At 63.3% G+C, this 18,595-nt stretch carries 16 protein-coding genes and 1 riboswitch; of the genes, 3 read left to right on the top strand and 13 right to left on the bottom strand.

All coding sequences use genetic code 11. The features are described 5' to 3' along the window. Nucleotides 1-89 precede the first annotated feature (89 nt). Complete coding sequence (locus CBW66_RS24595; protein WP_086139818.1) at nucleotides 90-365, top strand: hypothetical protein; 276 nt, start codon at nucleotides 90-92, stop codon at nucleotides 363-365. On the opposite strand, the gene CBW66_RS24590 is transcribed toward CBW66_RS24595, so the two are convergent. From CBW66_RS24590 to CBW66_RS24535, 12 genes are all read right to left on the bottom strand, one after another. Next, on the bottom strand, nucleotides 362-1,216 hold the full coding sequence (locus tag CBW66_RS24590) for a hypothetical protein (protein WP_139841735.1): 855 nt from the start codon (nucleotides 1,214-1,216) through the stop codon (nucleotides 362-364). The genes CBW66_RS24595 and CBW66_RS24590 overlap by 4 nt on opposite strands. Nucleotides 1,217-1,401: 185 nt before the next feature. Next, the gene (locus CBW66_RS24585; protein ID WP_086139798.1) at nucleotides 1,402-2,508 is read right to left on the bottom strand and encodes an S-(hydroxymethyl)glutathione dehydrogenase/class III alcohol dehydrogenase; all 1,107 of its coding nucleotides are present in this window, start codon (nucleotides 2,506-2,508) and stop codon (nucleotides 1,402-1,404) included. A 96-nt stretch (nucleotides 2,509-2,604) separates the two neighbouring features. Then, nucleotides 2,605-3,237, bottom strand: coding sequence for an ANTAR domain-containing response regulator (locus CBW66_RS24580; protein ID WP_086139797.1), 633 nt, complete (start codon nucleotides 3,235-3,237; stop codon nucleotides 2,605-2,607). 78 nt (nucleotides 3,238-3,315) lie between these two features. Further along, nucleotides 3,316-3,927, bottom strand: a complete 612-nt coding sequence (gene thiE, locus CBW66_RS24575) for a thiamine phosphate synthase (RefSeq protein WP_086139796.1) — start codon at nucleotides 3,925-3,927, stop codon at nucleotides 3,316-3,318. Between the two features lie 10 nt (nucleotides 3,928-3,937). Continuing rightward, nucleotides 3,938-4,702, bottom strand: coding sequence for a hydroxymethylpyrimidine/phosphomethylpyrimidine kinase (locus tag CBW66_RS24570; protein ID WP_086139795.1), 765 nt, complete (start codon nucleotides 4,700-4,702; stop codon nucleotides 3,938-3,940). After that, the gene (locus CBW66_RS24565) at nucleotides 4,702-5,496 is read right to left on the bottom strand and encodes a thiazole synthase (protein ID WP_086139794.1); all 795 of its coding nucleotides are present in this window, start codon (nucleotides 5,494-5,496) and stop codon (nucleotides 4,702-4,704) included. Before CBW66_RS24565 ends, CBW66_RS24570 begins: the two co-directional genes overlap by 1 nt. 143 nt (nucleotides 5,497-5,639) lie before the next feature. After that, a complete protein-coding gene (thiS, locus tag CBW66_RS24560) occupies nucleotides 5,640-5,852 on the bottom strand; it encodes a sulfur carrier protein ThiS (RefSeq protein WP_086139793.1) in 213 nt (70 codons plus the stop codon). 11 nt (nucleotides 5,853-5,863) lie between these two features. Further along, nucleotides 5,864-7,777: a phosphomethylpyrimidine synthase ThiC gene (thiC, locus tag CBW66_RS24555; RefSeq protein WP_086139792.1), complete on the bottom strand. Its 1,914-nt coding sequence runs from the start codon at nucleotides 7,775-7,777 to the stop codon at nucleotides 5,864-5,866. A gap of 79 nt (nucleotides 7,778-7,856) precedes the next feature. Then, nucleotides 7,857-7,972, bottom strand: a riboswitch (TPP riboswitch). An 84-nt stretch (nucleotides 7,973-8,056) separates the two neighbouring features. Next, the gene (locus tag CBW66_RS24550) at nucleotides 8,057-8,311 is read right to left on the bottom strand and encodes a hypothetical protein (RefSeq protein WP_086139791.1); all 255 of its coding nucleotides are present in this window, start codon (nucleotides 8,309-8,311) and stop codon (nucleotides 8,057-8,059) included. 39 nt (nucleotides 8,312-8,350) lie between these two features. Beyond that, entirely contained in the window at nucleotides 8,351-9,157 is an 807-nt protein-coding gene (locus tag CBW66_RS24545) for a response regulator (RefSeq protein WP_086139790.1), read from the bottom strand. A gap of 28 nt (nucleotides 9,158-9,185) precedes the next feature. Continuing rightward, a complete protein-coding gene (locus tag CBW66_RS24540; RefSeq protein WP_086139789.1) occupies nucleotides 9,186-11,090 on the bottom strand; it encodes an ATP-binding protein in 1,905 nt (634 codons plus the stop codon). A gap of 43 nt (nucleotides 11,091-11,133) precedes the next feature. Beyond that, complete coding sequence (locus CBW66_RS24535; protein ID WP_086139788.1) at nucleotides 11,134-11,874, bottom strand: Crp/Fnr family transcriptional regulator; 741 nt, start codon at nucleotides 11,872-11,874, stop codon at nucleotides 11,134-11,136. 236 nt (nucleotides 11,875-12,110) lie between these two features. On the opposite strand from CBW66_RS24535, the gene CBW66_RS24530 reads away from it, so the two are divergent. Next, complete coding sequence (locus CBW66_RS24530; protein ID WP_086139787.1) at nucleotides 12,111-14,207, top strand: bifunctional diguanylate cyclase/phosphodiesterase; 2,097 nt, start codon at nucleotides 12,111-12,113, stop codon at nucleotides 14,205-14,207. A 7-nt stretch (nucleotides 14,208-14,214) separates the two neighbouring features. Here CBW66_RS24530 and CBW66_RS24525 read toward each other — a convergent pair whose 3' ends face one another. Further along, nucleotides 14,215-15,255, bottom strand: a complete 1,041-nt coding sequence (locus CBW66_RS24525; protein WP_086139817.1) for a porin — start codon at nucleotides 15,253-15,255, stop codon at nucleotides 14,215-14,217. Nucleotides 15,256-15,771: 516 nt separating this feature from the next. Between CBW66_RS24525 and CBW66_RS24520 the strand changes: the two genes are divergently transcribed. Next, nucleotides 15,772-18,591: a valine--tRNA ligase gene (locus tag CBW66_RS24520; RefSeq protein ID WP_086139786.1), complete on the top strand. Its 2,820-nt coding sequence runs from the start codon at nucleotides 15,772-15,774 to the stop codon at nucleotides 18,589-18,591. The last annotated feature ends 4 nt before the right edge of the window (nucleotides 18,592-18,595 follow it).

The raw sequence follows: 18,595 nt of genomic DNA, 5'->3' as shown, positions 1-18,595 counted from the left end.
CTAAAAATACTGTGCATTTGTCCAGCGGTCGCGCCAGTTTTCCGCGCGCGCGCTACAATCGGCGTCCCGACACAACGGCCCGTATCCCCATGACACCACCCACCCACCTCGACGGCGCCCGCGTACTGGCCTGGGCCTGGTCCGACCTGCCCTTCGGCCATGTCGCCAGTGAGGGCGGCACCGCCCCCGTCGCCATCCACGGCCTGGCCGTGTGCCGCTACGGCGACGAGGCGCGCGTCTACCGTTTCAGCTGCGATGCCCAGTGGGAAGGCGTGCAGGATGAGGTGTATGCCAGCGCGGATGAAGCCAGGCAGCAGCTGCCGGCGCAATACCGGGCCGTGGCCGCCACCTGGCATCAGTCCTAGCGCACCGGCTTGGCCTTGCCTTCACTGAGCGCCTGGGCGATCACCTGGCGCGTGGTCTTGTCGGCTGCTTTCGAGGCCTTTTCCTGCTGGCGTCCCAGCGCTTCCATCTGCTTGCCCAGGGTTTCCATCGGCTTGCCGCGCTGATCCATCTGGCGCGACAGCGCATCCACCTTGTCCGCCTCGCGCTCTTGCGCGGCGGCAATGCGATCGTTGACCTCTTCCATCGCATCCTGCGCATCTTCCATCTGCTGCTGCAGGCGTTCCATCTCGCGCCCGGCCGCGCGGCGCGCCGTCTCCGTGGTCGCCTGTGTCTGGCGGCGCGCCACCTCGTCCATCTTGCGGCCCAGTTCCTGCTGCTGGCGGCCCAGTACGCGCAGTTGTTCCGACTCGCGCGCGCTGACGTTCGCCTGCGCCGCGCCATGGGCGCCCATCTTGCTGCCCAGCTCGCCCATCGCCTTGCCATGCTCGCTCATCTGCTTGCCCAGGCCGCTCATCTGCAAACCCAGCTGTTGCGAAGGCTTCCAGGCGTCGCGCACGCGGGCCAGCAGCGCGGCATCCTGCGTCACATAGCCCTTGCCCTGGTCGCGGAACCACAGGAACTGTCCCTTGAGCGAGCGCTGCAGCTGCTTGATCTGCTGGCCGTCGACATCGGTGCCGGCCATGGTGACGCTATCCTCGCTACTGTCGACGAGGGCATAGCCATCGCCGCTGCCCATGGAAATATTGATTTGCTTGCTGGGCGGCGCGGGCGGGGCCGGTGGCGCGGGCGGCTGCGGCGGCTGCACGGCCAGCGCGCTGCCGCTGAGCAGGATACCGGCCAGGCTGAGGATCAAACGGTGGGAAGTGGACATGGCTGCCTCATCGCAAAAGTAGTGGAGCGTTGACTGTAGCGGCAACCGGACCTGGCCTCCAGGGCGCTGCGACAGGCGGCACAAATGCTTGCCTGGACGGCAAGCTTGCGCGATGGATGGCAAGCGGGCAAAAAAAAACGGAGGCCGCAGCCTCCGCAAAAACGCCGTGGTACGGCGTATGTTAATCAGTACAGCACGACGGAGCGGATCGATTCGCCGCTCTTCATCAAGTCGAAACCCTGGTTGATATCTTCCAGTTTCAAGCGGTGCGTGATCAAATCGTCGATATTGAGCTTGCCTTCCATGTACCAGTCGACGATCTTCGGCACATCCGTGCGACCGCGCGCGCCGCCAAAGGCGGAACCCTTCCATACGCGCCCCGTCACCAGCTGGAATGGACGCGTGGAAATTTCCTGGCCGGCCGCCGCTACGCCGATGATGATGGACTGGCCCCACCCCTTGTGGCAGCACTCGAGCGACTGGCGCATGGTGGTGGTGTTGCCGATGCATTCAAAACTGTAGTCGGCGCCGCCGTCCGTCAGCTGCACGATGGTGTCAACAACGTTTTCCACTTCGTTGGCGTTGACAAAATGCGTCATGCCGAACTTGCGCGCGATGGCCTGGCGCGCCGGGTTGATGTCGACGCCGATGATTTTATCGGCGCCGACCATCTTCGCCGCCTGGATCACGTTCAGGCCGATGCCGCCCAGGCCGAATACCACGACATTTGCGCCCGCCTCGACCTTGGCCGTGAACAGCACGGCGCCCACGCCCGTCGTCACGCCGCAGCCGATGTAGCAGACTTTATCGAAGGGCGCGTCTTCGCGGATCTTCGCCAGGGCGATTTCCGGCACGACGATGTAGTTCGAGAAGGTGGACGTGCCCATGTAGTGGAAGATGGGCTTGCCGTCGATGGAAAAGCGCGAGGTGGCGTCCGGCATCAGGCCGCGGCCCTGCGTCGAGCGGATCGACTGGCAAAGGTTCGTTTTTTGCGACAGGCAGAATTTGCACTGGCGGCATTCCGGCGTGTACAGCGGGATGACGTGGTCATCCTTTTTCAGGCTTTTCACGCCCGGGCCCACGTCGACGACGACGCCGGCACCTTCATGGCCGAGGATGGACGGGAAGATGCCTTCCGGATCGGCGCCGGACAGGGTGTAGTAATCGGTATGGCAAATGCCGGTCGCCTTGATCTCGACCAAGACCTCGCCCTCACGCGGGCCGGCCAGGTCGACTTCCTCGATGGTCAACGGCGCGCCCGCCTTCCATGCAATCGCTGCTTTGGTTTTCATGTGTGTCCTGTCTATGGTTGAACCTGGCGCGCCAGCGCGCCGTATCGCCACATCATAGCAAGGCACGCACCGGCGTGCCACACCGGCGCAAGGGACTTACTTGGTCTTTGCCCTGTTGAGGAAAGCGCCGTGCAAGCCGTTCAGGGTTTCTTCGGCCAGCAGCAGCTGGCTGGCGATTTCATTGATCTTGCGGCGGCTGGAACGGGCGTGATCGCGCAGCACTTCGAAGGCCGTGTTGCGGTCCGTCTGGAACTTGCCCATCAGCAAACCCACGGCCAGGCTCGTTTCACGGCCGGCGGCCAGCGCCGCGTTCAGGTTCAGCTCAGTACGACGCAGCTGGCGGATTTCATCGGCACGGGCCAGGCCCGCTTCGAACGCAGGCATCAAACGGCCTTCGTCGACGGGTTTCACCACGTAGCCGACGGCGCCGTAGGCGGCCGCCTGCTTGCCCGATTCGCTGTCGCCGCTGCCGGACAGGAACATGAACGGCACGCCCGTCTCGCCATGCAGGCGCTTGGCCAGTTCCAGGCCGGACATACCCGGCATGTGGATGTCGAGCAAGGCCAGATCCGGTTCGCGCTGGGCGATCAGCTGCAGCGCCACTTCGGCCGAATGGGCCAGGGCCGTCTCGTAGCCGGCATGGCGCAGGACTTCGCCGAGGAATTCCAACAGGAGCTGGTCATCGTCAACGATCAGGATAAGGCGTTTCGCGGCAGCTGGCTGACTCATGGGTGGGGAACCTCGGTAATGAATGATGTTCTTATTATATGCCGATTATTGCCCCAAATCAGCCCCGCATGTCCACGCTCACGCCGCGAATAATTGATTGAATTGCTGCACCGCAATATCCACATCGTCCGCCTGGTAGACGCTAGTAATGGCCGCCACCATGTCGGCGCCGCGCGCGGCCAGCGGCGCGGCGTTCTCCGGCGTCATGCCGCCGATCACCACGCAGGGCAAAGCGATCTCGCGTTTCGCCTGCAGCACGATATCGAGGGGCGTCGTGACCGGATACTTCTTCACCAGCGACGGATAAAAGCCGCCGAAGGCCACATAGCTGGCGCCGCCGGCCTCGGCCGTTCGTGCCAGGGCCATGTCGCCGTAGCAGGAGGCGCCGACGATCTTGTCCTTGCCCAGGCGCGCGCGCACCTGCGCCACGGACGCATCGGTGCCGCCCACGTGCACGCCATCGGCGTCGAGCTCTTCGCACAGCTCGATAAAATCGTTGATGATGAAGGGCACGCCATACTTGCGGGCCAGGGACAGCAAGGCGCCCGCCTGCTCGCGCCGCTGCTGCGCCTCGGCGCTCTTGTGACGGTATTGCAGCAGGGCCACGCCTTCCTGCAAGGCTTGCTCGCTCACGTCGAGCAGGCGGTCGGTGTCGTCCCAGTTCGGGGTAATCAGATACAGTCCACGCATGATATTGTCCTTATTGAATGAATCGTTGCGGCATGAATTGACCTGGCGCAATCGCATACGCGCCGGCCAGGGCCGCATGGCAATAGCTTTGCGCGCCATCGAGCGCGTCTTGCATCGGCACGCCTTGCGCCAGGCGCGCCGCGATGGCGGAGGCCAGGGTGCAGCCGCTGCCGTGAAATTCTCCGGGCAAGCGCGGCCAGCGCCACTCGCGCTGCCCGCCACCGGCGTCAAACCAGCGGTTGATGACCGTCTCGCCCTCGCCATGGCCGCCCGTCACCAGCACGTGGCCACAGCCTTGCGCGCGCAAGGCTGCTTCGCCACCGAGGGCCAGCGCTTCCGGCCCGTTCGGTACGATCACGGTAGTCAGCGGCAGCAAGGGAGCCAGCGCCAGCACGGCATCATCCCGGCTGAGCACGTCGCCATGGCCGCTGGCCAGCACGGGATCGAGCACCACCGGCAAGCTTGGGGCGGCCAGCCGCATTTGCGCGATCAGTTGCGCGATGACGGCCGCATTCGCGGCGCTGCCCGGGATGCCGATTTTCACGGCGTGAATCGCCATCTTGTCGATCAGCGCCAGCGCCTGCCGGCGCAGCAGCTCCGGCGCCACCGCCTGCACGCCAAACACCCTGTCATTGTCCTGCACCGTCAGCGCCGTGATCACGGGCAAGGCATGCGCGCCCTGCGCCGCAATCGCGACAATATCGGCGGCGATGCCGGCGCCGCCCGACGGATCGACGCCGGCAAACACCAGCACCGTCGGCAACGTTGGCGCCATCACGCCAGCCGACCCGCCATCGGCGACGATGGGGAAGCGGCAAATTTACGCGGCATGCGTCCCGCCAAAAACGCTTCGCGCCCGGCCCGCACGGCCAGCTTCATCGCACGCGCCATGCGCACGGGGTCGCGCGCGCCGGCAATGGCCGTGTTCATCAGCACGCCATCGCAGCCCAGTTCCATGGCGATGGCCGCATCCGACGCCGTGCCCACGCCCGCATCGACGAGCACAGGGACTTTCGCCTGGTCGATGATCAAGGACAAATTCCACGGATTCAAGATACCCATGCCCGAGCCGATCAGCGAGGCCAGCGGCATGACGGCCACGCAGCCGATGTCTTCCAAAATCTTCGCCTGGATGGGGTCGTCGCTGCAGTAGACCATCACGTCAAAACCATCCTTGACCAGCGCTTCGGCCGCGATCAGGGTTTCCGGCATGTGTGGAAACAGGGTCTTCTCATCGCCCAGCACTTCCAGCTTCACCAGATTGCGCCCGCCCAGCAGCTCGCGCGCCAGCTGCAGGGTGTAGACGGCGTCTTTCGCGTTGTAGCAGCCGGCCGTGTTCGGGAGTATCGTGTACTGGTCCGGCGGCACGACGTCGAGCAGGCTGGGCGCGTTCGGATCCTGGCCAATGTTCACTCTGCGGATGGCCACCGTGATGATCTGCGCCTCGGCCGCATCCGTCGCTTCGCGCGTCTGCGGCAAATCCTTGTACTTGCCGCTGCCCACCAGCAAGCGCGATTGATACTGTTTTCCTGCAATGGTCAGCAGGTCGTTATTTGTTGCGGTATTCATGTGCTTTTCCTTAAGTATTTAAACATCCGAAGAAAACCGTAACGAGCGGCGATGATTTGTGGCCGAGACGCGCAACCGTGCTTGAGCACGGTGAGCATCGCAGGCCGCAAAGCGCGACGCGCAGTAGGTTTGCTTGGACGTTTTCAGCCGCCGCCGATGGCGCGGACTATTTCAACCTGGTCTTGCACCTGCAAGACCTGCCCTGGCCACGCCTTGCGCGGCACGACGTTGCGGTTGACGGCCAGCGCCAGCGCCTGGTTTTCCAGCGACAGCGCGGCGATCAGTTGATCGAGGGTTTGCCCCGGCGGCACCTGGTGCGGCGCGCCGTTGAGCGTGATCGATATCCATGCAGGCATCACGCTCTCCTTCAGACCTTGCGGTACAGTTCGGCGCCATTCTTGATGAATTCGATGGCCTTGATTTCCATGCCCTGCTGGAGCGCCTTGTCTTCCGCGATGCCCATGCCGGCCGCGTATTCGCGCACTTCCTGCGTGATCTTCATCGAACAGAAATGCGGGCCGCACATGGAACAGAAATGCGCCACCTTGGCCGAATCCTTGGGCAAGGTTTCATCGTGGAATTCGCGCGCCTTATCCGGGTCCAGGCCGATGTTGAACTGGTCGTCCCAGCGGAATTCGAAGCGCGCTTTCGACAGGGCGTTGTCGCGGATCTGCGCGCCCGGATGGCCTTTCGCCAGGTCGGCCGCATGCGCCGCAATCTTGTAGGTGATGATGCCGTCCTTCACATCGTCCTTGTTGGGCAAGCCCAGGTGTTCCTTCGGCGTCACGTAGCACAGCATGGCCGTGCCGTACCAGCCGATCATGGCCGCGCCGATGCCGGACGTGATGTGGTCGTAGCCGGGCGCAATGTCGGTGGTCAACGGTCCCAGGGTGTAGAACGGCGCCTCGCCGCACTGCTCCAGCTGCAAGTCCATGTTTTCCTTGATCAGCTGCATCGGCACGTGGCCGGGGCCTTCGATCATCACTTGCACGTCGTGCTTCCAGGCGATCTGCGTCAGCTCGCCCAGGGTTTTCAGTTCGCCCAGCTGCGCCTCGTCGTTGGCGTCGTAGATGGAGCCGGGGCGCAAGCCGTCGCCCAGCGAGAACGACACGTCATACGCCTTCATGATTTCGCAAATCTCTTCGAAATGCGTGTACAGGAACGATTCCTGGTGGTGCGCCAGACACCATTTGGCCATGATGGAGCCGCCGCGCGAGACGATGCCCGTCAGGCGCTTGGCCGTCATCGGCACGTAGCGCAGCAAGACGCCCGCGTGGATGGTGAAGTAGTCGACGCCCTGCTCGGCCTGCTCGATCAGGGTGTCGCGAAAGATTTCCCAAGTCAGATCTTCGGCCTTGCCGTTGACCTTTTCCAGCGCCTGGTAAATCGGCACGGTGCCGATGGGCACGGGGCTGTTGCGCACGATCCATTCGCGCGTTTCGTGGATGTGCTTGCCGGTAGACAAGTCCATCACGTTATCGCCGCCCCAGCGGATGGCCCAGGTCATCTTTTCCACTTCCTCGCCGATCGACGAGGTGACGGCCGAATTGCCGATATTCGCATTGATTTTCACCAGGAAATTGCGGCCGATAATCATCGGCTCGACTTCCGGGTGGTTGATGTTGGCGGGAATGATGGCGCGGCCGCGGGCGATTTCCTCGCGCACGAATTCCGGCGTGATTTCCGCCGGGATGCTGGCGCCGAAGGACTGGCCCGGGTGCTGGCGGCCCATCAGGTCGGCCAGGCGCTCGCCCATGGGGCCGGAAGCTTTCAATTCACGCAGATATTCCTGGCGGCGCATGTTTTCGCGGATGGCGACGAATTCCATTTCCGGCGTGATGATGCCGCGCCTCGCGTAATGCATTTGCGTGACGTTCTTGCCGGCGATGGCGCGGCGCGGCTTGCGGTGCAGATTGAAACGCAGCTCGGCCAGCTTGGGGTCCGCCAGGCGTGCGATGCCGTAGTCGGAGGTGGGGCCGGGCAATTCTTCCGTATCGGCACGCTCCATGATCCACGGCAGGCGCGGCGTATCGAGGCCCGAGCGGATGTCGATCTGCACGTCCGGGTCCGTGTACGGGCCGGAGGTATCGTAGACGTAGATCGGCGGATTCTTTTCGCCACCGAACGACGCTTCCGTGTCGGACTGGCTGATCTCGCGCATCGGTACGCGGATATCGGGGCGGCTGCCCTGCACGTAAATCTTGCGCGAATTGGGCAGCGGCGCGATGGCGGCTTCGTCGACCGTGGCGGTGGCGGAGAGGAATTTCGGGTTGGCGTTCATTTTGGCTCCTTGGCTAGACTATTTTTAAGCCTGGAGCCAGCTAAGGAGGTTCGGAATTACGCACGCGGAAAGGCGGGGTGCGTTCATCCTAAAGCTTCCCTTCGCTGGCATTATCCAGATCAGGTTCGGAGGGTATTTCTCACCCGCGCTCGCACTGTGTTTCCACAGCGAAAGGCAGGACCCCTAGCGTTTGCCGCCTTGCGGCAGCGAGCCAATTATACGCGGTTCGCGCCGCGTGGCCAGATGATTTCTTGCAGGTGTCGCGTTTGCGCCTCTGTCCTATTTTTTGTTGCCCCAGCGCCAGCTGGTCGGTTCACCCTTCAGCTTGCAGATAAAAATGAGCACGGCAACGATGGCCACTTCATAGACGATGTAGCCGACCAGCATGGTTTGCGGCGGGAACAGGAAGGCGCCGCAGGCGAACAGCGCCAGCGCGGCCAGGAACACCAGCCAGCCCTGCCAGGTGATGGGCAAGCCCCAGCCCCAGCCATAGGTCTTGGCGGGAAACCAGTAGGAGGGAGATTTGTCAGCCATGATGCTTTCCTTGTGGAGGTGGATAGCGCCAAGTATAAATCAGGTACTCCGATGGCGCTGCGTGACATCGAGGCCGATGCCGCGGTAGCCGATGAAGCGGCTGCCATGGTCGAACATCGGTTCGCCGCTGACCTGCAGATACTGTGTGCTACCGTCGAGGTTGGCGCGGCTGTAGATGAAATCGAGGAACGGTTCGCGCGCGGCGATTTTTGCATCGAGCAAGGCGCGCTCGGTGGCGTTCCAGCGCTGCGGCTCTTCCTCGCTGCCGATGCCCAGCATCTCGGCCACGGGGCCGGAAAAGCGCGTCAAATTCCCCTGCGCATCCTGTTCCCAGTACCAATCGGACGACAGTTCCGTGAAGCGCTGGAAGCGCGCTTCGCTTTCGCGCAGCTGCGCCGTGCGCTCTTCCACCATCTGTTCCAGCGACCGGTTGTATTCGGCCAGCTTCTGGTACAGCAGGCGCACTTCCAGCATGTTGTGGATGCGCGTTTTCACTTCCACTAGGTCGAAGGGCTTGCTGACGAAATCCTTGGCGCCCGCTTGCAGGGCGCGCAGCTTGTGGCCGGGCTGGGCCGTGATCACCAGCACGGGCAGATAGCTGCCCGCTTCGAGGTCGCGCAAGCCTTGCATCACCTCGAAGCCATCCATTTCCGGCATCTGCAAGTCGAGCAGGATCAGGTCGTAGCGGTGCTGCCGGTGCAGCCCGTGCACGGCCAGCGGGTTCATGGTGGACGTGATGCGCGTATAGCCGGCATTGCGCAGCACCTGTTCCAGCAGCATGACGTTGGCCTCCTGGTCATCGACGATGAGGATGCTGGCGTTCAGGATCTCGGTGGCTTGAAGCATGGCGGTATTCCTAAAATTGAGTGCTGAATTAGCGTATTGCGTGAATGTCGTCGGCCAGGCCGTGCGCGGCCGCATGGTGCAGGGCCACGTCGAGCGCATCCATGAATTCGACGACCTTGATCGGCTTGGTCAGATAGCGGAAGAAGCCCGCTTGCAAGCCTTTTTCGATGTCGCGCGGCACGGCGTTGGCCGACAGGGCCATGACCGGAATGTGGCTGGTGAGGGGATCATCATGCAGGATATGCAGCGCGCCATAGCCGCTGATGCCGGGCAGGTTGATATCCATCAGGATCACGTCGGGCTGATAGGTGCGCGCCAGGTCGATGCCCAGATGCGCATCGATGGCCGTCAGCAGTTTCAAGTCGCTGCGGCGGGCGATCAATTGTTCGACCAGCGCCAGGTTGGCGGGATTGTCTTCCACGTACAGCAAGGTGCGCAGGCTTTCCTGCGGCTCCTGCACCTGCGGCAGCGCGTCGCCGTCGCCCAGCACCAGTTCCGGCGCGCTGCTGGCGGCCAGCTCGAACCAGAACGTGGTGCCCACGCCGACGGCGCTGTCGACGCCGATGGTGCCGCCCATCAATTCGACCAGCTGCTTGGTGACGACCAGGCCGATGCCCGTGCCCTCTTCCGTGCTGTTTTCCTGTCCCAGGCGGTTGAAGGGCTGGAACAGCTGCGCCACCTGGGCCGCGTCGAGGCCGGCGCCGCTGTCGCGCACGCTCACGCGCACGCGCTCGCCATGCCGGCTGCATTCGACGGTGACGGCGCCGCCGCCTTGGTTGTACTTGATGGCGTTCGACAGCAGGTTGATCATCACCTGTTTCACGCGCGTGCGGTCCGCATGCACATAGAAAGCCTGGCCGCAGCGGGGGAAATGCATGCGGATGCCGCGCTTTTCCGCCTGCGGGGCGATCATGGCCTGGCAATCCTGCAGCACGTCGAGCAGCGACATCGCTTCCTGCGACAGGGTGACCTTGCCCGATTCGATCATGGCCAGGTCGAGAATCTCGTTAATCAGGCGTAACAGATACCAGCCGCCCTTGAGGATTTGCTCGATCGAGCGCTGCTGCGGCGGGCTCGGCGGCGGCACGTCCGACGCCATCAGCTGGGCGAAACCCAGCACGGCATTCAGCGGCGTGCGCAATTCATGGCTCATGCTCGACAGGAATTCGGACTTGGCGCGGTTGGCCTTTTCCGCTACCTGGCGCGCCTTCGTCAGCTCCGCATTATTGCTCTCGACCAGCGAGCGCGTGTACGCCTGCTGTTCCCGCAGGCGCTGGTCCAGCAGTGCCTGTTCCGCCTCGACCTGCTTGCGCGCCGTGTTGTCCGTGCCAATCAGCAAGTAACCGATGACCTTGCTCTGCGCATCGCGCAAGGCCGTCACCGAGACGATGGCGGGGAAGCGGCTGCCATCCTTGCGAATGTGGGTCAGCTCATAGATGTCTTCGATGCCGCGCGTGGCCTTGAACACGAGCGCTTCCACGCCCGGCGTGATGACGGTATCGAGCTCGGCGCTGAGGGCAGCCGCGCGCGCGATGATTTCCTGTGCGTCGGAAATACTCGCCGGCGTCAGCTTGTCGACCACGTCGCCCGCTGCATAGCCGAGCATGCGTTCGGCGCCCACATTGAAAATCTGGATCACGCCCTGCGCATCGGTGGCGATGCACGAAAAATTGGCGCTGTTGAAAATCGCATCCTGCAAGGCGCCCGCCTTGAGCAGCTGGCGCGGCAGGCTGGCCGCCACCATGCGCCGGTACAGCGCCACGAGCAGCAAGAGCAGGAGCAATACCAGCGCATCGATCAATATGGCCGTTTCAAGCGGCGGGCGCCAGGCCAGCAGGCCGATGGTCAAAAGCACGATGGCGCTGAACGCAAACGCCAGCGCCAAGGGCCAGCGCGACGGTGCGCGGCCAGGATTATTTTCAACTGCATGCATGGGTAGCCCGGACTGTGACAACGGTAAGAGGGAAATGCGGTATTCAGGAACCTTGGCGCTGGCGCACATCCGACAGCAGGCGCGCGAATTCCTTTTTGACCACGCCATAGCATTCGCACGCCTGGCCTTCGAGGCCGGCACGGTCCTGCACGGTGATATGGCCGCGCCGGTAGCTGATGAGGCCGCGCGCTTGCAGGCGCCCCGCCGCTTCCGTCACGCCTTCGCGGCGCACGCCCAGCATGTTGGCGATGAGTTCCTGCGTCATGGTCAGTTCGCGGTTCGGCAGGCGGTCCATGGTCAGCAGCAGCCAGCGGCACAATTGTTGCTCCACCGTATGGTGGCGGTTGCACACGGCCGTCTGCGACATTTGCGTGATCAGCGCTTGCGTATAGCGCAGCAGCAATCGCATGACGGGGCCGGCGCGGTCGAATTCTTCCATCAGCAGGTGGGCCTTCAGGCGGTAGCCGACGCCACCCGTCTGCACGACGGCGCGGCTCGGCGTCGAGTTGCCGCCCATGAACAGCGACACGCCGACGACGCCCTCGTTGCCGACGCCGGCGATCTCGGACGAGCCACCGTTTTCCAGCAGGTAATGGATGGAAACGATGGCCGTGGTAGGGAAGTACACATGCTGCAGCTTGTCGCCCGAGTCGTAGATCACGTCGCCCAGCAGCATGGAAACTTGCTCCAGATGGGGAGCCAGGCGCGCGAAATCGGCGTCGAGCAAGGCAGCGAGCAAATGGTTCTGATTCGGGTTGTGCAGCTGGGCATGCGGACTCGACATGGGCAGTTTTCCTGTTTTCCAGTCGTCAGCTAGGGGGGGGGATGAAAGGCGTCCGAACGAGGGCCGCCATGTGCTGCAGCGTAACACAGTGCCGCAACAGTGCCCGACTATATTTCTTGCGGGCATCCTTGTCCGTTCGGTAGCGAACGGACCCTGCGGCGCCTGCCGCCCTACAGTCAGTCACTGCCCGGCCTGCCTGATCATGGATCGGCACCGGCGCTGCCACGGGACTCATCATGCAATCATTCTTCAAGCGCATTTCCATCTCCGTCTCCACCTCGGCCCTGCTCACCCTGGCGGTCGGCCTGGGCCTGACGGCCCTGTGCTACGCCTCGGCACGCCAGATCGAAGGGGAAAGCACCCGGCTGCTGCTGCAGTACCACGCCAGCGGGCACACGCTGGGCGCTGCCCTGTTGCCGGCCAAAGGCATGAGCCTGGATGCCAGCCATCGCGGTTCCCTCTATGTGCTGCTCGGTGGATTGCTGTCGAGCCTGCTGGCTGCCGCCTATGTGTACCAGCTGGTGTCGCGCAATTGCGTGATTGCCCGCATCACGGGCGAACGCACGGCGGCGCTGCAGTTTGCCAATTTGCGCCTGTCCGAGGATATCGCGGCGCGCATGCGCAATGAACAGTCGCTGCGGCTGCGCGAACGCATCATCGAAGTGTCGGCCAATGCCATCATCCTGTGCAGCGCCGACGCACCCGGTTACCTGATCGAATACGTCAATCCCGCGTTCGAGCGCATCACCGGCTATGCCGTCGGCGACGTCATCGGTCAGCGCCTGGCAGACTTGCAGGGGCCGGAGCAGGGGCGCCAGGACATGCATGAGATTACGGCCGCGCTGCGCGAACAGCGCGAAGGCAAGGCCATCGTGCGCAATTGCCGCAAGGATGGCAGCACCTATTGGAGCGAGCTGTTCGTCGCGCCCGTGCGCGACGATGGCGATGGTCGCGTCAGCCACTTCGTGGTGGCGCAATACGACATCAGCACCGTCATGCGCTTCGAGCAGGAACTGGAATTCCAGTCGCGCCACGATATCCTCACGGGCCTGGCCAACCGTTTATTACTGCGCGAGCGGCTGGAACAGGCGATGGCCGTGGCGCGCCGCAGCACCCTGCCCCTGTGGGTGGTGTTCATCGACCTCGACCGGTTTAAATTTGTCAACGACACTCTGGGCCACGACGCGGGCGACATCCTGCTGAAACTGATCGCCGACCGCCTGCGCGCCGCCACGCGCGAAGTCGATACGGTGGCGCGCCTGGGCGGCGACGAATTCGTCCTGCTGCTGCCGCAACACGCCAACAGCGACCCGGGTCAGCTGATCCTGCAGCGCGTGCTGGACGCCGTGGCGCAGCCGCTGCTGGTGGGCGGCCATGAATTCTTTCTCACGTGCAGCATGGGCGTGGCCAGCTATCCCGCCGATGGCGACAGCGCTGAAACCCTGATCAAGCATGCCGACATCGCCATGTACCGCGCCAAGGAACAGGGCCGCAACCACTGGCAAAGCTACGCGCCGGCCATGAACGCCAGCATGCTGGCGCGGCTGAACCTGGAAAGCGAATTGCGCCATGCGCTCGAGCGTGGCCAGTTCCACCTCATGTACCAGCCGCAGGTGGAGCTCGGCAGCGGCAAGATCGTCGGCATGGAAGCGCTGCTGCGCTGGCAGCATCCCACCCTGGGCGCCGTCGCGCCCGGCGACTTCATCCACCTGGCCGAGGAGATGGGCTTGATCGTGCCCATCGGCGCCTGGGTATTGCAGACGGCGTGCGCGCAAGCGAGGGCCTGGCAACGGGAGGGACTGGGCGGTTTGCGCCTGGCCGTCAATTTGTCTGCGCGGCAATTCCGGCAAAGCGGCTTGCTGCAATCGGTGCGGGAAATATTGGCCGTAACGGGCCTGGAGGCGCGTTTCCTCGAGCTGGAATTGACGGAAAGCATGATGATGCAGGATGTGGAACAGGCGATCGCCACCATGGGCAAGCTCAAGGCACTGGGCTTGCAGCTGTCGATCGACGACTTCGGCACCGGCTATTCCAGCCTGGCGCATTTGCGCCGCTTCCCCATCGATGTGTTAAAAATCGACAAGTCCTTCGTCAGCGACCTCACGCACAGCGACGACGACGCGGCCATCGTGCAAGCGATCATCGCGCTGGCACACAGCCTGCGCCTGAAAGTGATCGCCGAAGGCGTGGAAACGCCGCAGCAGCTGGCCTTCCTGTGCCAGCATGGCTGCGACCAGATGCAGGGCTATCTGTTCAGCCGCCCCCTGGCCGCGCCCGCCTTCGAAGAATTATTACGCCAAGGCAGCATATTGCCTGCCCTGGCGATCGGTTGACGATGCGTTAAAACGCGTGGCGCAAACCGATGTTGAAGGCGCGGTTGCCCGTGCCCACTTCCGTGGCATTGCCCACCATGTAGGCGGCGTCGTTGCGGTTGCGGATATGCGCGTAGGCAACATATACCTTGCTGCGCTTGGACAAGGCATACGTGGCGCCGATGGCCAGCTGCTGCGCATCGCGGTTGGCGCTATCGCGGTCATCCTTGCGCACATACGAGGCCAGCAAAGTCGTCGCACCCAGCGGCACAGACACGCCGACGATGGCGTCGCGGCTGTCGTTCGAAGCGGTGGGCGCCTGCGCCGCGCCATAGGGATTTTCCGCGAAGAACATCGAGCTGCCCTCGCCCGTGTTGCGGCCATAGCCGGCAAACGCCGTGGCCACGCCGAAGTTGTAGTTACCGGCCAGAATCGTGTTGTTCGCGTCGGCCTTGCCCGGCTCGCCGGCACGGCTCTGGCGCGCCAGGCGCAGGGTCAACGGCCCGTTGACATAGCCCAGGGCCAGGCCCAGCGAACGCTGGTCCGCCGCCACACCCGTGTGTTCGCCGGCGCCATACATGACGGTGCCCGTCACGCCGCGCCATTCCGGCGAGGTGTAGCGTACGGTATTGTCGATGCGCGTGGCCGAATAGCCGGCCAGGTTGGTCGCCGCGCCGGCAAAGCCGCCCTCGAAGGGGTCGGCCACGTCGGTCAGCGCCTGGCTTTGCAGGTTGTACTGGCGGCCCACGGTCAGCATGCCCAGCGGGCTGTTGAGGCCGACAAAGGCCTGGCGGCCGAACAATTGCCCCGCCTGGTCCGACCGGCCCGTGTCGCTCAGGACGCCCGCTTCCAGGGTGAACACGGCTTGCCAGCCGTCGCCCAGCGCCTCCGTGCCGCGCAACCCAAGGCGCGAGCCGGCCGAGATGCCGCTGGTGAGCTTGCTGATGCCGCCTTCCTGCACCAGGCCCGCGTCCATCAGCCCATACACGTCAACGGACGACTGGGCGTGGGCGGCGGGCATGGCGCCGAGGGTGGTGGCAAGACCGGCAACGATGGCGATTTTTTTCATGATGATTTCCTTGTAAAAGCGAAACCAGGAAAGCGGCGGCCACGGCAAGGCCACAGGCGGCAAGGCGCCAAACGGGGGGTGCCGTATCAAAAGACGACGCGCCGGACAACAGATCCTGGCTAAGCTGTGGCGGCAGCGGCGTGCAATGGACGTGCCGCTTTGATTCCGCCGTGAATGGTGCACCGCTGGCGGTGCGCGTGGCTCAGGCGCCCGGCCCGGAGGGGACGCGCTGAAAGTGGCTGGCATCGCAGATGCGCTGGCCGTGAGACGCGGACGAGTGCTGGATATGAAACTGGAATACAACCGCGTCTGCTGGCGCCGTCAGCAAGGATGGGGCAGGAGGCGCCGAGGCCGGCATTATAGCATCGGCCACCCTTTCAGCCCCGTTTTATTGCGCCTTCTGTTGTTAGTTCGCGGCCCGCCAGGCCGCCAAAACACTGAAAAAGGCCTGTTGCCACGCTGCAGGCGATGCCGCGTCATCTATAATGGTTCCTTTTGCCAATCACACGCCAAATCATGGAATTAGCCAAGTCTTTCGAGCCCGCCGACATTGAACAATTCTGGCGCACCGAGTGGGAGCAGCGCGGTTACTTTAGCGCCACCCTCGATGCCGGAAAACCTTCCTTCAGCATCCAGTTGCCGCCGCCGAACGTCACCGGCACCCTGCACATGGGCCATGCGTTCAACCAGACCATCATGGATGGCCTGACCCGCTACCACCGCATGCTGGGCCACAACACGGCCTGGATCCCCGGCACCGACCACGCGGGCATCGCCACGCAGATCGTCGTGCAACGCCAACTGGACGCGCAAAAGATTTCGCGCCATGACCTGGGCCGCGAGAAATTCGTGGAAAAAGTGTGGGAATGGAAAGAAAAATCCGGCTCCATCATCACCGGGCAAATGCGCCGCCTGGGCGCCTCGGCCGACTGGCAGCGCGAATACTTCACGATGGATGAACCGCGCTCGAAAGTCGTCACCGACGTCTTCGTGCGCCTGTTCGAGCAAGGTTTGATCTACCGCGGCAAGCGCCTGGTCAACTGGGACCCCGTGCTGGGCACGGCCGTGTCCGACCTGGAAGTGGTGTCCGAGGAAGAAGACGGCTCGATGTGGTACATCAAATATCCGCTGCTTGATGGCAGCGGTTTCCTGACGGTGGCCACCACGCGTCCTGAAACCATGCTGGGCGACGTGGCCGTGGCCGTCGATCCGACGGACGAGCGCTACACGGCGCTGGTGGGCAAGATGCTCAAGCTCCCCCTGACGGACCGCGAAATCCCCATCATCGCCGACGAATACGTCGACAAGGAATTCGGCACCGGTTGCGTGAAGATTACCCCCGCGCACGACATGAACGACTACGCCGTGGGCCAGCGCCACAAACTGGCGCAGATCGTCATTTTGACCCTGGACGCGAAGATCACCGACGACGCGCCGGCCGCCTACCGCGGCATGGACCGCTTCGCCGCGCGCAAGCAGATCGTTGCCGACCTCGATGCGCAAGGTTTGCTGGAACAGGTCAAGCCGCATAAATTGATGGTGCCGCGCGGCGACCGCACGGGCGTCGTCATCGAGCCGATGCTGACGGACCAGTGGTTCGTCGCCATGAGCAAACCGGCACCGGAAGGCACCTTCTTCCCGGGCAAGTCGATCGCCGAGACGGCGCTGGACAAGGTCGCCAATGGCGAAATCAAGTTCGTGCCGGAAAACTGGAGCACCACCTACAACCAGTGGCTCAACAACATCCAGGACTGGTGCATCTCGCGCCAGCTGTGGTGGGGCCATCAAATCCCGGCCTGGTACGACGACAAGGGCAATATCTTCGTTGCCAAGACGGAAGCGGAAGCCATCGCCAAGGCGCAGGCGGCCGGCAGCACGGGTCCCTTGAAGCGCGACGACGACGTGCTCGACACGTGGTTCTCGTCGGCCCTGGTGCCGTTCTCGACCATGGGTTGGCCGGAAGAAACGCCGGACATGAAGGCCTTCCTGCCCTCGTCCGTGCTGGTCACGGGTTTCGACATCATCTTCTTCTGGGTCGCGCGCATGGTCATGATGACGGCGCACTTCACGGGCAAGGTGCCGTTTGAAACCGTCTACGTGCACGGCCTGGTGCGCGATTCGACGGGGCAGAAGATGTCCAAGTCGAAAGGCAACACGCTCGACCCGATCGACCTGATCGACGGCATCGACCTGGAAGGCTTGATCGTCAAGCGCACCACGGGCCTGATGAACCCGCGCGACGCGGAAAAGATCACCAAGGCGACGCGCAAGGAATTCCCGGAAGGCATTTCGGCCTACGGCACGGACGCGGTGCGCTTCACCATGGCCAGCTATGCCTCGCTGGGCCGCAACATCAATTTCGACCTGGGCCGCTGCGAAGGCTACCGCAACTTCTGCAACAAGATGTGGAACGCCACCCGTTTCGTCATGATGAATACGGAAGGCAAGGATTGCACCCCGAACGACGCCGACCTGTCGCAAGCCGATAAATGGATCATCTCGCTGCTGCAAAAGGCGGAGCTGGACGTGGCCAAGGGCTTTGAAGACTTCCGTTTCGACAATATCGCCGCCACCATCTACAAATTCGTGTGGGACGAGTATTGCGACTGGTACCTGGAAGTGGCCAAAGTGCAAGTGCAGCAAGGCACGGAAGGCCAGCAGCGCGCCACCCGCCACACCCTGCTGCGCGTGCTGGAAGTGGTGCTGCGCCTGGCCCATCCGGTCATTCCGTTTGTGACGGAAGCGCTGTGGCAAAGCGTTGCGCCGCTGGCCGGCAAGCTGCCGAAGCCAGAAGGCGAGCCCAAGGGCGTGTCGATCATGATGCAGCCGTATCCGATCGCCAACACCGACAAGATCGATGAGTCCGCCGAAGCGTGGATGCAGCAGCTGAAAGCCTTGACGGACGCGACGCGCAACCTGCGCGGCGAAATGCAGATTTCGCCATCCGTGCGCGTGCCGCTGATCGTCGAAGCGGGCAATGCGGTGGAAAAGGCTGCGCTGGCATCGTACGCACCGTACATCCAGTCGCTGGGCAAACTGGCCGAAGTGCAGATCGTCGATGCGCTGCCGGACTCGCCAGCGGCCGTCGCCATCGTCGGCACCACCAAGCTGATGCTGAAAGTGGAGATCGACGTGGCCGCCGAACGCGAGCGCCTGGGCAAGGAAATCGCCCGTATCGAAGCGGAAATTGCCAAAGTAAATAGCAAATTAGGCAATGAAAGCTTTGTCGCGCGTGCCCCTGCCGCCATCGTTGCACAAGAAAACGAGCGCTTGCTCAGTTTTTCGGCGACAATTGAAAAACTGCGCGAACAGTTTGCTAAACTAGCCAGCGCATAAGGCA

Origin of the sequence: Janthinobacterium sp. GW456P, assembly GCF_002127655.1 — a bacterium.
Taxonomy (GTDB): domain Bacteria; phylum Pseudomonadota; class Gammaproteobacteria; order Burkholderiales; family Burkholderiaceae_D; genus Janthinobacterium.
The sequence above is the reverse complement of the archived record's forward strand: the minus strand, read 5'-3'. Positions and strand labels throughout refer to the sequence as shown.